This window comes from Actinocatenispora rupis (assembly GCF_016861975.1).
GTDB lineage: Bacteria > Actinomycetota > Actinomycetes > Mycobacteriales > Micromonosporaceae > Actinocatenispora > Actinocatenispora rupis.
In genome coordinates this window covers 43,057-58,150 of sequence record NZ_BOMB01000031.1, presented here as the reverse complement: position 1 = coordinate 58,150, position 15,094 = coordinate 43,057, and the positions used below count along the sequence as shown (strand labels likewise).

The following is a 15,094-nucleotide window of genomic DNA, read 5'->3' as shown; positions in this document are numbered from 1 at the left end:
GACCGAGCGCCGATCAGTACGTGTCGGTCACGGCGACGTTGCGGTAGTCCGCCGCGGTGTCCTCGGTGACCAGCCCCGGCTGCCCGTTCAGCAGCACCGGGAACGTCGAGCCGGTGAACGTGCGCCGCTGCGCCTGCGTCCCGTCCAGCAGGAACGTGTACGTCGGACCGCCCTTCACCACCCGGATCGTGTGGTACTGAGCCGGATCGAAGCCCGCCGGCAGCGGCGAGTTCTGCCACGGCTGCTCGACGCCCTGCACCACCGCGTGCGTCGCCAGCACCCCGTACTGCCGGTCCACGAACACCTCCACGTGGTTCGCCCGGTCCGCGTACGAGGCGTAGATCCCGTACTTCGGGTACGCCGACGTGCTGCCCGTCGCCGTCCACCGCACGTCCGCCGACACCGTGAAGTCCTCGTAGTTCGGGTTCGACGCGTAGAACAGCTGGGACCACGCGGTACCGCCGGGTGTCGTGACGCTCGCCGTCCGGGTGTCGGTCACCGTCCAGTCCCCGGTACGCCGGCCGTCGGTGGCGTCGCCCTCCGCCGCGTCACCGAACGCGTCGCCCCAACCCGAGGCGTACGGATCGGTGTTCGGCACCGAACCCGGTTCCCCCGACGGCACCGGCAGCTGCACCCCGTCGTCCACCGGGTACCCAAGCAGCGGCGAGCCGTCCCGGGCGTCCCAGTACAGGGGCTGGAGGCGCAGCCGGCGGCCCGGGTCGCAGCCGGTCGTGTTGTCGTGCACGACGAACCAGTCCGCCGTCCCGTCCGGCGAGGTGACCGGCGCGAACGACGCCGTCCCGATCTCCTTCCCGTGGTACTTCAGGATCGGCCCGGTCTTCGTCCACGACGCCGCGTCGGTCAGGTCGCCGGAACCGTTGGTCAGCAGGCCGACCGCGTAGCTGCGGGTGCCGCAGAAACTCGCCGAGTACGTGATGTAGGTCTTCCCGCCGTGCCGGAAACCGACCGGCCCCTCGTTGACCGGGAAGTACCCGACGGAGCCCTGGTCCGGCTGGTCCGGGTTGCCGACCGTCTCCCACGGGCGGGTCGGCGCCGCGATCTCCACCCGGTCGGACGAGACGTGCAGCGGGTCGCTCATCCTCGCCAGGTAGATGCGCTGCGCGGTGTCGCTGGTGCTCCGCCAACCCGACCACACCGCGTACAGCGTGCCGTCCGCCGCCGGGAACACGCTCGGGTCGATCGCCCACTGGTCGCTCGACTCGTGCAACTGCCCGTGCGGGTACCCGGTGTCCGCCTCCGCGTACGCGCCGGTCGGGTCCGACGTCGTCGCCTGCAACACGTACATCCGGTGTGCCGCACCGGTTCCCGCCGTGTAGTAGATGTAGAACGTGCCGCCGATCTGGTGGATCTCCGGCGCCCACACCTCCGTCGAGTTCGGCGCGCCGGACGGGATCTGCCACACCGCGTGCTTCTCCGCCGAACCGAACCCGCTCAGCGTCGCCGACTTCCACACGCACAGCCAGCCGCCGTCACAGCCGTCCGTACTCGTCAGGTAGTAGTAACCGCCGGCCCGGATCACGTACGGATCGCTCACGGTGTTCCGGACCGGGTTCGCGAACGTGGCGCCGGCGTGCGGCTTCGGCTTCGCGGCGGCGCCGGCCGGCAGCAGCGCCGTCAGCAGCACCGCGACACCGACCAGTGCGGTACGCGCCCAGGATCGGCGCCGTCCGGGGATTCTGACCATGCTCTCCTCCGTTACGAGGTGGATGGTGCGGAACGTCCGGAATCTACAACGTTGGAAACGGTCCCGTCGACACGAACCACCGCCGTACGACTTCGCCACCCGGCGTCTCATGGCGACCGCTGGCACCACGGCCGCCCCGAGCACGATGCGGCGGGGCTCTCCCCCGAGCAGGTGGTACGGAAGATGGCCGAGGAGGTCGTGAAGCGGTCGGGTGGACGGTGCCTGCGGTGGGCGTCGACGACTCGCCCGATCGGGGCCGACGCGCCGCGAGCGGTGCCCCGACCCGGCCGGAAGCGGCACACTGGAGACGTCGTCACCGACGGCGGAGGTGAGCAGCATGCGCATGCCCTGGAAGCGCGAGGACCGCAATGATCGCGAGGGCCACGGCGAACCCGAGGTCCGCGGCGGGCGTACCGATCGCGGCGACCGTCCGGCGCGCGGCGAACGCGAGCCGCTCGGCGTCGACGAACGGTTCTACGAGGGCGGCGAATCCCGCCGCGGCGGCAGCATGCGCGTCGGTCGACCCGTACAGGAGGCGCTCTCCGACGACGCCGGCCCCTCCTCCCCGTTCGGCGCCGTCACCCTGCCCCTGCCCCCCGAAGACGTCGCCTACGAGCTGCCCGACGACGGCCCACCATCCGAACACCCCGTCCACACGGAACTCTGACCGCCCCGGGTACCGCCGCCAGGCATCCCGTACGCGCCGGCCGACCCGGACAAACCGGACCCCGACCCCACCCGTACGGCCCGCCCACGCCGCCCGCTAGAGTGGTCCACGCAGTACCTGGGGCCCCGTCGTCTAGCGGCCTAGGACACCGCCCTCTCAAGGCGGCGGCGCCGGTTCGAATCCGGTCGGGGCTACACGGTCTGGTCGGCCTCTACTCGCGGAGAGCGCGAGTGGGGGCCGTTTCGCATTGCTCTGGGGGCGCGGCCCCCAGACCCCGCGCCGGGGGCGTAGCCCCCGGCACCCCCACGTCGCCTTGCTCCCCAGCGGTGTGCTGCCTTCGCTGCGCTCGGCCCCTTGTTGTGCTTGCCTTCGCTGCGCTCGGCTTCGCTGGGCTCGGCTTCGCTGCGCTCGGCCCACTCTTCTGTGCTTCGCCTTGCTGGGCTTGGCGGCACCGTCGCTTCGGCTGTCGCTGCGCTGGCCTTGCTGTGCTTCGCTGTGCTGGCACGGCCTTCGCTGCGCTCGGCGAACCTTGTCGTGCGCGCCTTCGCTGCGCTCGGCCCGGCCCGCTGTGCTTCGCATTGCTGGGCTTGGCGGCAGGCCCTCGCTGTGCTCGGCTTCGTTGTGTTTCGCTTTGCTGACAAGGCCTTCGCGGCGCTCGGCGAATCTTTCTGCGCTTGCCTTCGCTTTGCTCGGTGCCTTGCCGTGGTTGCCTTCGCTGCGCTCGGTCCGGGCTGCTGATCGGTACGGTGTTGCGCGGTTTCTGGTGGTGGGTGGTCGGTGCGAGCCTGTGCCCGCTGGTGCCCGTCGTGGTGGCGGTGCGGTCCTGATGTCCGCGCGGGGTTGACGGCACACCACCCGGTCCGGCGCAATGGTCCGGCGTGACGACGGATCCGCGGGTACGCCGGGCGTACCCGCGGATCCGTGGCGGTCACGGCTTGGGCAGCGCGCAGTTCGGGTCGTCCAGGTTTACCGTACTGCCGGTGATGCAGCGGGCCAGCAGGTAGGTCTCCTCGGCGTACCCGGTGCCCTCGTGCACGGTGACGGTGCCGTTCTCGTCGACCTCACACGGGTTGTTGAGGGTGCACTGTTCGCCGTTCTCGTTGGTGGTGTTGTTGATCGCGACGACGGTGCCGGTCGCGGTGTCGACCACCGGCGAGCCCGACGTACCGCCGATCACGTGGCACGGCTCGGTGTAGCGCACCGAGTCCTTCCACACCCAGTCCGACTCGTGCAGCTCGTACGCGAAGCCGTCGACGGCGCAGGTGTACTGCTGCTTCCAGTACCCGCTGACCACGGCGATGTCCGTCCCGGCCGTGGGGTGGTCGGCGGACAGCGCCAGCGCGTCGATCCCGTACTCCTGCTTGATCTGCGCGTACGTGTCGCTGAGCTGGTACAGCGTCACGTCCGTGTCCGTCATCGTCGAGTACTCGACGGAGGTGGCGTGCAGGGTGCCGAGGGTGCCCTGGCCGTCCGCGGTGAGCAGCGAGAAGGTACGGCTGGACGGCTGGTCGACGATCACCTGGCCGGGGTCCGGCATCCCCGACTCCAGGCAGTGGCCGTTGGTGAGCACCAGCGCCTTGTCGGTGTCCGCGGCGTCCGCGACCCGCACCACCGAGCCGGAACAGTTGGACAGCGCCACGGTGCCCGCGAAGGACACCGCCGTGGTGGTGGGCCGGTGCCGCGCCGGCGCGACCGTACCCGCGTGTGCCGGCAGGGCGCCGGCCAGCGTCGCGGCGCCGGCCAGCGTGCCGGCCGCGAGCAGCCGGGCCAGTCGTCGTCTCATGTCGTGGCCTCCCCAGGGGATCACCGGCTCGACCCGTCTGCCGACCCGGTCCGTATTCGCCGGCTATCGGCGAATAGATGTGGGTCGTTATGTTAGGTGGCGGATCGGATGCCGGACAACCGTGGTGGTGGCGGTTTCCCGCCGGCACACGGGAACCGGCCGCCGCGCGTGCCGCGCGACGGCCGGTCGGTGTACGAGGGCCGGACCGAGGTCGCCGGCCGGATCGCCTGCTGCCGGCCGGATTTCCCGCTACCGGCCGGGCTGCCTGCTACAGGCCGGAGAGGCGCTGGCCGCCGCGGACGACGGCCATCGCGTGCCGGTCGCCGGGTCGCCGGCCCAGCCGCTCGATCGGTCCGGACACGCTGACCGCGGCGATGACCCGCCCCGTACGGTCGCGCACCGGTGCGGACACCGACGCCACGCCCGCCTCGCGTTCGGCGACGCTCTGCGCCCAGCCGCGCCGACGCACCTCGGCGAGGGTACGGGCGGTGAACTTGCACCGGGGCAGCAGCGGCAGCACGGCCTCCGGCGGCTCCCAGGCGAGCAGGATCTGTGCGGCGGAACCGGCCGTCATCGGCAGCACCGAACCGACCGGCACGGTGTCACGGAGCCCGCTGGCCCGTTCGGCGGCGGCGACGCACAGCCGCTCGTCGGCGCGCCGCAGGTACATCTGGGCGGACTCGCCGGTCTGGTCGCGGAGCGCGGTGAGGACCGGGTCGGCGGCGGTGAGCAGCACGTCGGGCGCGGAGTTGGCAAGCTCGCCGAGGCGTGGGCCGGGACGCCAGCGGCCCTGCTGGTCGCGTACCAGCATGCGGTGCGTCTCCAGCGCCTGCGCGAGGCGGTGCGCGGTGGCCCGCGGCAGTTTCGTGCGGTCGACGAGCTCGGCGAGGCTCGCCCCGTCCACACATGCCTCAAGGATCACGATGGCCTTGTCGAGAACCCCGACACCACTGATACTCTGTCCCACGAGCCGAAACATACCTCCCATCATTCGGGAAGTCCATATCGTGGGAGAAGTGAGATGGGGCGCACACTCGCCGAGAAGATCTGGGACGCGCACGTCGTACGGTCCGCCGAGGGCGAACCCGACCTGCTCTACATCGACCTGCACCTCGTCCACGAGGTGACCAGCCCGCAGGCCTTCGACGGCCTGCGGATGGCGGGTCGTGGCGTCCGACGGCCGGACCTGACACTGGCCACCGAGGACCACAACACACCGACCGACAACCTGATCACGATCGCCGACCCGGTGTCGCGCACGCAGGTCGAGACGCTGCGGCGGAACGCCGAGGAGTTCGGCGTCCGGCTGCACTCGCTCGGCGACGCGCAGCAGGGCATCGTGCACGTGATCGGACCGCAGCTCGGCGCCACCCAGCCGGGCATGACCATCGTCTGCGGCGACTCGCACACCTCCACCCACGGTGCCTTCGGCTCGATCGCCTTCGGCATCGGTACCAGCGAGGTCGAGCACGTGCTGGCCACCCAGACACTGCCGCAGGCCACCCCGAAGACCATGGCCGTGAACGTCACCGGCGAGCTGCGGCCCGGCGTGACCGCCAAGGACCTGATCCTGGCGCTCATCGCGCAGGTCGGCACCGGCGGCGGCCAGGGCCACATCGTCGAGTACCGCGGGGAGGCGATCCGGAACCTCTCGATGGAGGCCCGGATGACGATCTGCAACATGTCGATCGAATGGGGCGCCAAGGCCGGACTCGTCGCACCCGACGAGACCACCTTCGCGTACCTGAAGGGTCGGGAGTACGCGCCGGCCGGCGCCGACTGGGACGCGGCGCTGGAGTACTGGCGGGGGCTGGTGACCGACGACGACGCCACCTTCGACACCGAGGTGACGATCGACGCGGGCACGATCGAGCCGTTCGTGACCTGGGGGACGAACCCGGGGCAGGGCGCGCCGCTGTCGGCGAGCGTGCCGGACCCGGCGTCGTTCGAGGACGCCTCGGAGCGGTCGGCGGCCGAGCGGGCGCTGGCGTACATGGATCTGACGGCCGGCACGCCGCTGCGCGACATCGCGGTGGACGTCGTCTTCCTCGGCTCCTGCACGAACGGGCGGCTGGAGGACCTGCGTGCGGCGGCGTCGGTGCTGAACGGCCGGAAGGTCGCCGACGGCGTACGGATGCTCGTGGTTCCGGGCTCCGCCAAGGTACGCGAGGCGGCGGAGGCGGAGGGCCTGCACGAGGTGTTCACCGCCGCGGGCGCCGAGTGGCGGTTCGCCGGCTGCTCGATGTGCCTGGGCATGAACCCGGACGTGCTGACGCCCGGCCAGCGTTCCGCGTCCACCTCGAACCGCAACTTCGAGGGACGGCAGGGCCGCGGCGGGCGTACGCATCTGGTGTCGCCGCAGGTGGCCGCGGCCACCGCGGTCGCCGGTCACCTGGCCGCTCCGGCCGATCTGTGAAGGGAGCAGACACGATGGAGAAGTTCACCGCCCACACCGGGACCGGCGTGCCGCTGCGCCGTTCCGACGTGGACACCGACCAGATCATCCCGGCGGTCTACCTCAAGCGGGTCACCCGCACCGGGTTCGCCGACGGACTGTTCTCCGCCTGGCGCGACGACCCAGACTTCGTCCTCAACAAGCCGGAGTACGCGGGCGGCACGGTGCTCGTCGCCGGCCCCAACTTCGGTACCGGTTCCTCCCGGGAACACGCCGTCTGGGCCTTGCAGGACCACGGTTTCGCCGCCGTGATCGCGCCGCGCTTCGGCGACATCTTCCGCGGCAACGCGCTCAAGGGCGGGCTGCTTCCGGTACAGCTCCCGCAGGACGCGGTGGACACGCTGTGGCAGGCCGTCGAAGCCGATCCGGGTACGGAGATCACGGTGGACCTGGCCGCGCGCCAGGTACGCGCCGCCGGTCACGCGTGGGACTTCACGATCGACGACTTCACCCGCTGGCGGCTGATGGAGGGACTCGACGACATCGGCCTGACCCTGCGGCACGAGGCCGACATCACCGCGTACGAGGCGGGTCGGGCGTCGTTCCGGCCGCGCATCGCCACGCCCGCCTGAGTTTCGTCCCGGCACGGCCCGGCGACCGGATGACCGGTCACCGGGCCGTTTTGCCGTACCGGAATCGGGCATGGCGCGAACAGCCGGCACATCCCGGGGGTACTATCCCGTTGCTGCCCAAGGGAAAGGGCAACAGGGGGAAAGCTTCCGGCGGCTGCCGGAGCTGGCCATGGGGGGCCGTGAAGCCGTTGCCACACCACAGTTCCGCGCTGGCGGTTGGTGCCCCGGTGGTCGCGCGTTGCGTGCCGTACGGGCCAACGACTTCGGGAGGGGACAATGAACAAGGCTGAGCTGGTCGACGAGTTGACCGGTCGCCTCGGCGACAAGAAGACCGCGACGGCGGCGCTCGACGCGGTGCTGGACGAGATCCAGCGCTCCGTCTCCAAGGGCGACAAGGTGTCCATCGCGGGGTTCGGCGTCTTCGAGAAGCGGGTGCGCGGTGCACGCACCGCCCGCAACCCGCGGACCGGTGAGGCGGTCAAGGTGAAGAAGACGTCGGTGCCGGCGTTCCGTGCCGGACAGGCGTTCAAGGACGTGGTGGCCGGGAAGAAGAAGGTCGCCGCGGCGAAGAAGACCGCCACCAAGAGCACCGCGGCCAAGAGCACGGCGAAGAAGACCACGGCCAAGGCGACGGCGAAGAAGACCACCGCCAAGGCCGCCGCGGCCAAGAAGACCACGGCCGCGAAGAAGACGACCGCGAAGAAGGCGGCCACGAAGAAGACGGCGGCGAAGAAGACCACCGCCCGTAAGACGACCGCGCGCAAGCGCTGAGTCCGACAGGTCGGAAGGGGCGTGCCCGCAACGGGTGCGCCCCTTCCGCGTACCCGAGGGCGGTGCACCCGGAGGCCGCGTACCCAGGGGACGGTGCGCGAGGTCGTGTGGCGCGGGGGATGGGGCGCGCGGGGTTCAGTGGCGCCTGACGCTGAACGGGTCGGCGGCGATGAGCCGGCTCCCCGCGAACGACAGTACCCAGCCGGCCGCCTTCGGCGTCCGCACGCTCGGCACCGGGACGCCGTCGGAGTCGGCCAGCAGCGCCACGGTGTCCGGGATCAGCCCGCCCTGACTGCACACCAGCGTCCGGTCGCGGGCGCCCGCCAGTTCGCGTACCCGGTGGGCGGCGCGTTCCGGATGCACCGCGTGCGCGGTCTCGTCGAAGACGCGCTCGGCGACCGGGGTGAGGCCCAGCCGGGCCGCGGCGGGGCCGATGGTCTGCCGGCAGCGCAGCACCGTGGCGGTCAGTGCCCGTTCCGGCGCGAACAGCGGCAGCAGGTCGGCGAGCAGCGCCGCCTGCGCGCGTCCCTTGTCGTCCAGGGGGCGGCGGTCGTCCGGGCCGGTCCAGTCGTCCCGGCTACCGGCGCTGGCGTGCCGCACCAGCAGGACAGTCGCGGTGATCCGGGGCAGCGCGGCGAACGCGGCCACGACCGGCGCGTAGTCGTCGTCGGTGAGCGCCGCGGTCACCGACTCCAGGCGTACCCAGCGGACGGCGTCGATCTCGTCGTTCGGGGTGAAGTCGTCCGTCGGTCCGGCCGCCATGGCCCAGAAGTCGACCACCTTGTCGTCCGACCCGCCCGGCACACCCACCCGGTACGACACGGACGGCAGCCGGGGCCCCAGGACCGCGCGTACGCCGGCCTCCTCGGTGACCTCGCGGGCGGCGGCGAGCATCGGGTGCTCGCCCGGGTCCAGCTTCCCCTTCGGCAGCGACCAGTCGTCGTACTTGGGCCGGTGCACGAGCGCCACCCGTACGCCGCCGTGGTCCTCCCGCCAGACCAGCCCGCCCGCTGCCCGGATCACCACCTGCGTGCCCGCCCGTCAGGTCTCGTCGACGATGTCGCGCAGCAGCGTGGTCTGCATGTCGTGCAGGCCGCCGTCCCGGCGCCGCCACGAACCGTCCGGCAGCAGGTCGAACCCGGCCGTACCGTCGGCCATCGCGAGGTCCACCACGGCGGCCAGGTCGCGCTGCACCGACGGGTCCGTCACCTGGACGAGTGCCTCCACCCGGCGGTCCAGGTTGCGGTGCATCAGGTCCGCGGAGCCGATCCAGAACTCGTCGGTCCCGTCGTCGGCGAACCGGAACACCCGCGAGTGCTCCAGGAACCGGCCCAGCACCGACCGCACCCGGATCCGCTCCGACAGCCCCGGTACGCCCGGCCGCAGCGCGCAGATCCCGCGTACCAGCAGGTCCACGTGGACGCCGGCGCGGCTCGCCCGGTACAGCGCGTCGATCACGCGCTCGTCCACGATGGAGTTCACCTTGAACTGGATCCGCGCCGTACGGCCCGCGCGGGCGCGCTCGGCCTGCCGTTCGATCCGGTCCACGATGCCGCGCCGTACGCCGTGCGGCGCCACCAGCAGCCGCCGGTACGACGTCTGCCGCGAGTACCCGGTGAGGACGTTGAACAGGTCGGTGGCGTCCGCGCCGACCTCCGGATCGGCCGTGAACAAGCCGAAGTCCTCGTACGTCCGGGCGGTCTTCGGGTTGTAGTTGCCGGTGCCGATGTGGCAGTAGCGGCGGATGCCGCCCGCCTCGGCCCGAACCACCAGCGCCACCTTGCAGTGCGTCTTCAGGCCGACCAGCCCGTACATGACGTGGCAGCCCGCCTTCTCCAGCTTGCGGGCCCAGGAGATGTTGGCCTCCTCGTCGAACCGGGCCTTGATCTCCACCACCGCCACCACCTGCTTGCCGGCCTCGGCCGCGGCGATCAGCGCGTCGATGATCGGCGAGTCGCCGGACGTCCGGTACAGCGTCTGCTTGATGGCGAGGACGCCCGGATCCTCGGCGGCCTGCTCGATGAAGCGCTGCACCGTCGTCGAGAACGAGTGGTACGGGTGGTGCACGAGCACGTCCCCGGCCCGCAACGTGGCGAACACGCTCTTCGGCGTCTCACCCTCACCGAACGCCTGCGGCGTCGCCGGTACGAACGGCGCGTCCTTCAGGTCGTCCCGGTCGGCCTGGTCGTAGATCTGCCACAGCGCGGTCAGGTCCAGCAGCCCCGGTACCCGCACCACGTCGTGCTCGTTCATGTCCAGCTCGCGGACGAGCAGGTCGAGTACGTGGTCGGAGATGGTCGACGCGACCTCCAGCCGTACCGGCGGGCCGAAGCGGCGCTGCGCCAGCTCCCGTTCCATCGCCTGGAGCAGGTCCTCGTCGCGGTCCTCCTCGACCTCCAGGTCGGCGTTGCGGGTCACCCGGAACAGGTGGTGGTCCACCACCTCCATGCCGCCGAACAGCTGGTCCAGGTGCGCCGCGATGAGGTCCTCCACCGGCAGGAACGCCGACTCGCCCGCGCTCGCCCGGCGCACCGTCACGAACCGGGGCACGTTGTTCGGCACCTTCACCCGGGCGAACCGTTCGCCGCCGCCGCCGGGCGAGCGCACGATGACCGCCAGGTTCAGCGACAGCCCCGAGATGTACGGGAACGGGTGCGCCGGGTCGACCGCCAGCGGAGTCAGTACGGGGAAGACCTGGTCGCGGAAGTAGCCGCGGAGGCGCTCCTGGTCGGTGCTGGTCAGCTCACCCCAGCGCAGGATCCGGACGCCCTCCTTCGTCAGCGCCGGGCGTACCTCCTCGGTGAAGCAGCGGGAGTGCCGCCCCACCAGGTCGGCCGAGCGCTGCGCGATCCGCTCCAGCTGCTCGCGCGGCGGCATCCGGTCCGGCGTACGCAGGGTCAGGCCGGTGGACAGCCGGCGTTGCAACCCGGCGACCCGCACCATGTAGAACTCGTCGAGGTTGCTGGCGAAGATGGCCAGGAACTTGGCGCGTTCCAGCAGCGGCGTCGACGCGTCCTCGGCGAGCGCCAGCACCCGGGCGTTGAAGTCCAGCCAGGACAGTTCGCGGTTGAGGAACCGGCCGTCGGGCAGCTGGTCCGGCTCGGCCGAGGTGTCCGCCGGAACGGGCTCCGGCGCGGTGCGCAGGGCGGCCGGCGTCGCCGTGAACCGCCCGTCCGCACCGCGCGGCGGAACCTGGTTCGGAACACTGCTCTCGGTGGCTCGGTCCATGCGTACCATCATGGCCCGAGTTGCCGGAACGAGCGAGAAACTGCAGGTAACGTCCGGTGTTCAGGGCATGGTCAACAGGGTCACCCGGACCACCGCGCCGTCCTCGTCCGTTTCCAGCCGGACCCGCTGGCCGACCCGCAGGTGCCGCAGCCCGCCCGCCGCGAACGCCGCCGCGCCGAACGTCACCCGCGTCCCGTCGTCGAGCAGCACCGCCCCGTCCCGCACGTCCACGTCGAACGTCGCCACCGTCCCCTGCATACCGCGACGGTACCGGTGGGTCCGCCGGATCAGGCGGTACGGGCGGTGAGCAGCACCGTGGTACGCGGGCCGAGGCCGAGCCCGGCGGCGGTGGCGAGATCGGCCGGGGTGTCCACGTCCCGGCGCAGCGACGGCCAACCCCCACCGAGCGGTACGGCACCGGTCGCGGCGTGCGCGGCGGCCGAGCCGGGGCCGAACCGGGGGTCGAGGTCGGCGCCGGTCGCGGCGAGCAGCGTGGTCCCGGTGCCCTCCGCGTCCGCCACGTACGCCCGCGCATCGCCGGCGGCGGCACGGTCGGCGGCCGCGGCGAGGGCGGCGGCCAGGTCGTCCGGCCGCAGCGCCGGCAGGTCGGCGGTGAGCGCGGCGACCCGCCGGGCACCCCGCCCCAGGGCGTACGCCGCGCCGTGCCCGACCGCCGCGTTGAGTCCCTGATCGGGACGGTCCGGGAGGACCCGGGCGCCGAGCCGGGTGGCGGCGTCGGTGACGAGCGGCTCGTCGGTGACCAGGTAGAGCCGGTCCACGAGCGGGCAGGAGAGTACCGCCGCGACCGTGTCGAGCGTGACCGCGAGGGCCAGGTCGTGGTGGGCGACGCCGGGAAGGGCGCCGCGCAGCCGGCTCTTGGCCGCGGACAGTCGCTTGACGGGCAGAACCGTCGACCACATGTCGTCATCCTCGGGTACGGGTGGCCGGTGCCGGGTCGGGCGGCGGCGGCGTGCATCATCGGTGCGTACCCGACCGACGGGTACGCATCCGATCGTAGGGAGGTGCGGTGGCGCGTCGAGGCTTCTGGGTCCACGCGGGCATGGGCGTGATCCGTTCCACGCTCACCGTGTTGAGCCGCCACACGTGGCGCGGCGCCGAGCACATCCCGGCCACCGGCGGGGCGATCGTGGTGGCGAACCACCTGTCCCAGATCGACCCGATGGTCATGGCCCGCTTCGTGTACGCGACGGGTCGGGTGCCCCGGTTCCTGACGAAGGCCGCCGTGCTGGACGCGCCGCTGGTCGGCAAGGCGTTGCGTTCCACCGGCCAGATCGCCGTGTACCGCGGCAGCATGAACGCGGCGAAGTCGCTCGTCGAGGCGAAGGCGGCGCTGAAGGCCGGTGACGTCGTCGTGCTGTACCCGGAGGGCACCACGACCCGCCAGCCGGACTTCTGGCCGATGCGTGGGCACACCGGTGTGGCGCGGCTGGCCCTCGCCACCGACGTACCGGTGATCCCGGTGGCGCAGTGGGGCGCGCAGCACATCCAGGACCCGCAGGCACACAAGCTCAACCTGCGCCCGCGTACGCCGGTGACGGTGGTGGCGGGGCCGCCGATGGACCTGTCCGAGTGGCGGTCGGCGTCGGGTGGCGGTGCCCGGGGTGACCTGGCCGGCCTGACCGACGCCATCATGTACCGGATCCAGGATCTGCTCGCCGGCATCCGTGGCGAGCAGCCGCCGTCCGAGCTGTTCGAGTGGACGTCGAAGCGGTCCTGAGCGAAACCCCCCTGGCGAAAGGCGTGCGCATGACGGACATCAAGCGGGCGGTCGTACTCGGTGCGGGCTCGTGGGGCACCACGTTCGCCAAGGTGCTGGCGGACGCGGGCCGCGAGGTGACGCTGGTGGCCCGGCGCGTCGAGGTGGCCGAGGCGGTCACCGAGCGGCACGTGAACCCGGACTACCTGCCCGGGATCCGGCTGCCCGACGGGCTGTCCGCGACGACCGACGCGGCCGACGCGCTGGCCGGCGCCGACCTGGTCGTCCTCGCGGTGCCGAGCCAGACGCTGCGGCAGAACCTCACCGACTGGGCCGGTCTGCTCGACCCGTCGGCGACGCTGGTGAGCCTCGCCAAGGGCATCGAACTGGGCACGTTGCGCCGGATGAGCGAGGTGGTCGTCGAGGTCACCGGGGTACCGGAGAGTTCGATCGCGGTGGTGACGGGGCCGAACCTGGCGCCCGAGATCGCCGACGAGCAGCCCACCGCGAGCGTCGTCGCCTGCGTGGACCCGGCGCGCGCCGAACTGGTCCAGCACGCCGTCGCCAACCGCTACTTCCGGCCGTACACGAACGTCGACGTGGTCGGCTGCGAGCTGGGCGGCGCGATCAAGAACGTCATCGCCCTGGCGTACGGGATGCTCACGGGGCTGGGGATGGGCGACAACACGAAGGCCACGCTGGTGACGCGGGGGCTGGCGGAGATGGCGCGGTTGGGCGAGAAGCTCGGCGCGGACAGCCGCACGTTCTCCGGGCTGGCCGGGCTGGGCGACCTCGTCGCCACCTGCGCGTCCCCGCTGTCCCGCAACCACATCTTCGGCGAGCACCTGGGCCGCGGCGACAGCCTGGCCGCCGCGCAGCGCGCCACCCGGCAGACGGCCGAGGGCGTCAAGAGCTGCCGGTCGATCCGTGACCTGGCCCGGCGGTACGGGGTGGAGATGCCGATCACCGAGCAGGTGGAGCGGGTCTGTCACGAGAACGTACCGCCGCGGGTGGCGGTGACGGAGCTGATGAGCAGGGACCTGTCCGCCGAGTAGTCTGCGCCGGTGACCAGCGACGACAGCACCTCCTCGTACGGCGACGGGACTCGTTCGGTGCACGCCGGGCAGCCCGCGCCCGAGCCCGGCCGGCCGTTCCTGCCGGGCCCGACGTTCGCCGCCCCGTACCACCTGGCGCCGGACGGGCCGCGGCCGGACACCGACGCGTACGGGCGGACGGACAACCCGACGGTGCGCGCGCTGGAGGCGGCGATCGGCGGGCTGGAGGGCGGCGAGGCGGTCGCGTTCGCCTCGGGCATGGCGGCGATCACCGGCGCGCTGCTGGCGTTCCTGCGACCGGGGGACACCGTGCTGGTGCCCGCCGACGGCTACTACAAGACCCGCGCCTTCGCCGAGGACGTACTGGGTGCCCGCGGCGTGACGGTGCGCGCGGTGCCCACCACCGGCCCGTACGAGCTGTCCGGGGTCCGGTTGGTACTCGTGGAGACACCCGCGAACCCGGGGCTCGACGTGGTCGATCTGGCGGCCCTGGCCGGGCAGGTGCACGCGGCCGGCGCGCTGCTCGCCGTGGACAACACGACCGCCACGCCGCTCGGCCAGACGCCGCTGGCGCTCGGCGCCGACCTGGTCGTCGCCAGCGGTACCAAGGCGCTGACGGGCCATTCCGACCTGATCCTCGGGTACGCCGCGGCGACGGACCCGGCGACCGTGGCGGCGCTGCGCGACTGGCGGGCGATGACCGGCGGGGTGCCCGGCCCGTTCGAGGCGTGGCTGGCGCACCGGTCGATGGGCACGCTCGACCTGCGGCTGGCCCGGCAGGAGGCGAACGCCGCGGCCGTCGCGGAGTACCTGGCGGGTCGGGCCGGGGTGACCGGACTGCGCTGGCCGGGCCGCCCCGCGGACCCCGGGTACGCGACGGCCCGTGCCCAGATGCGCCGGATCCCCGGTGTCGTCACGTTCGAGCTGGACTCGGCGGAGCGGGCGACCGCGTTCCTGGCCGCGACGACGCTGGTCGCCAGCGCCACCAGCTTCGGCGGGCTGCACAGTTCCGCGGACCGGCGCGCGCAGTTCGGTGACCGGGTGGCGCCGGGGCTGATCCGGCTGTCCTGCGGCTGCGAGGACGCGGCCGACCTCGTCGCGGATCTGGCCGCCGGCCTCGACGCCGCGCTGCGACACTGAA

The 15,094-nt window shown here is 72.3% G+C and carries 13 protein-coding genes, 1 tRNA gene and 1 pseudogene; 8 read left to right on the top strand and 7 right to left on the bottom strand.

The features are described from left to right. Positions 1-13 precede the first annotated feature (13 nt). Complete coding sequence (locus tag Aru02nite_RS26205) at positions 14-1,705, bottom strand: glycoside hydrolase family 43 protein (protein ID WP_203662217.1); 1,692 nt, start codon at positions 1,703-1,705, stop codon at positions 14-16. 337 nt (positions 1,706-2,042) lie between these two features. On the opposite strand from Aru02nite_RS26205, the gene Aru02nite_RS26200 reads away from it, so the two are divergent. Both Aru02nite_RS26200 and Aru02nite_RS26195 read left to right on the top strand, forming a co-directional pair. Beyond that, positions 2,043-2,372: a hypothetical protein gene (locus tag Aru02nite_RS26200; protein ID WP_203662216.1), complete on the top strand. Its 330-nt coding sequence runs from the start codon at positions 2,043-2,045 to the stop codon at positions 2,370-2,372. A 121-nt stretch (positions 2,373-2,493) separates the two neighbouring features. Further along, positions 2,494-2,566: transfer RNA gene (locus tag Aru02nite_RS26195), tRNA-Glu, on the top strand. Between the two features lie 734 nt (positions 2,567-3,300). Here the strand turns inward: Aru02nite_RS26195 and Aru02nite_RS26190 are convergent. Together Aru02nite_RS26190 and Aru02nite_RS26185 are read right to left on the bottom strand one after the other, a co-directional pair. After that, complete coding sequence (locus Aru02nite_RS26190) at positions 3,301-4,155, bottom strand: S1 family peptidase (protein WP_203662215.1); 855 nt, start codon at positions 4,153-4,155, stop codon at positions 3,301-3,303. Between the two features lie 268 nt (positions 4,156-4,423). Further along, the gene (locus tag Aru02nite_RS26185) at positions 4,424-5,110 is read right to left on the bottom strand and encodes an IclR family transcriptional regulator (RefSeq protein ID WP_203662351.1); all 687 of its coding nucleotides are present in this window, start codon (positions 5,108-5,110) and stop codon (positions 4,424-4,426) included. 66 nt (positions 5,111-5,176) lie between these two features. On the opposite strand from Aru02nite_RS26185, the gene leuC reads away from it, so the two are divergent. The 3 genes and pseudogenes from leuC to Aru02nite_RS26170 form a co-directional block, all read left to right on the top strand. Next, positions 5,177-6,571, top strand: coding sequence for a 3-isopropylmalate dehydratase large subunit (gene leuC, locus Aru02nite_RS26180; RefSeq protein ID WP_203662214.1), 1,395 nt, complete (start codon positions 5,177-5,179; stop codon positions 6,569-6,571). 14 nt (positions 6,572-6,585) lie between these two features. Next, positions 6,586-7,182, top strand: coding sequence for a 3-isopropylmalate dehydratase small subunit (leuD, locus tag Aru02nite_RS26175; protein WP_203662213.1), 597 nt, complete (start codon positions 6,586-6,588; stop codon positions 7,180-7,182). Between the two features lie 276 nt (positions 7,183-7,458). Beyond that, positions 7,459-7,950 (top strand): annotated as a pseudogene (locus Aru02nite_RS26170) (HU family DNA-binding protein); the annotation flags it as partial. A gap of 138 nt (positions 7,951-8,088) precedes the next feature. On the opposite strand, the gene Aru02nite_RS26165 reads toward Aru02nite_RS26170, so the two are convergent. From Aru02nite_RS26165 to cofC, 4 genes are read right to left on the bottom strand one after another with little or no spacing between them, the layout of a single operon-like run. Beyond that, the gene (locus Aru02nite_RS26165; RefSeq protein ID WP_203662211.1) at positions 8,089-8,979 is read right to left on the bottom strand and encodes an NUDIX hydrolase; all 891 of its coding nucleotides are present in this window, start codon (positions 8,977-8,979) and stop codon (positions 8,089-8,091) included. 15 nt (positions 8,980-8,994) lie between these two features. Beyond that, a complete protein-coding gene (locus Aru02nite_RS26160; protein ID WP_239076959.1) occupies positions 8,995-11,181 on the bottom strand; it encodes an RNA degradosome polyphosphate kinase in 2,187 nt (728 codons plus the stop codon). 60 nt (positions 11,182-11,241) lie between these two features. Further along, positions 11,242-11,439: a cold-shock protein gene (locus Aru02nite_RS36915; protein WP_239076958.1), complete on the bottom strand. Its 198-nt coding sequence runs from the start codon at positions 11,437-11,439 to the stop codon at positions 11,242-11,244. Positions 11,440-11,468: 29 nt separating this feature from the next. Beyond that, positions 11,469-12,101: a 2-phospho-L-lactate guanylyltransferase gene (cofC, locus tag Aru02nite_RS26155; protein ID WP_239076957.1), complete on the bottom strand. Its 633-nt coding sequence runs from the start codon at positions 12,099-12,101 to the stop codon at positions 11,469-11,471. A gap of 140 nt (positions 12,102-12,241) precedes the next feature. Between cofC and Aru02nite_RS26150 the strand changes: the two genes are divergently transcribed. From Aru02nite_RS26150 to Aru02nite_RS26140, 3 genes are read left to right on the top strand one after another with little or no spacing between them, the layout of a single operon-like run. Then, positions 12,242-12,919 (top strand): lysophospholipid acyltransferase family protein, encoded by a 678-nt coding sequence (locus tag Aru02nite_RS26150; RefSeq protein WP_373324987.1) that lies wholly within the window; start codon positions 12,242-12,244, stop codon positions 12,917-12,919. 29 nt (positions 12,920-12,948) lie between these two features. Continuing rightward, positions 12,949-13,953 (top strand): NAD(P)H-dependent glycerol-3-phosphate dehydrogenase, encoded by a 1,005-nt coding sequence (locus tag Aru02nite_RS26145; protein ID WP_203662208.1) that lies wholly within the window; start codon positions 12,949-12,951, stop codon positions 13,951-13,953. A gap of 9 nt (positions 13,954-13,962) precedes the next feature. Beyond that, on the top strand, positions 13,963-15,093 hold the full coding sequence (locus Aru02nite_RS26140) for a cystathionine gamma-lyase (RefSeq protein WP_203662207.1): 1,131 nt from the start codon (positions 13,963-13,965) through the stop codon (positions 15,091-15,093). The last annotated feature ends 1 nt before the right edge of the window (position 15,094 follow it).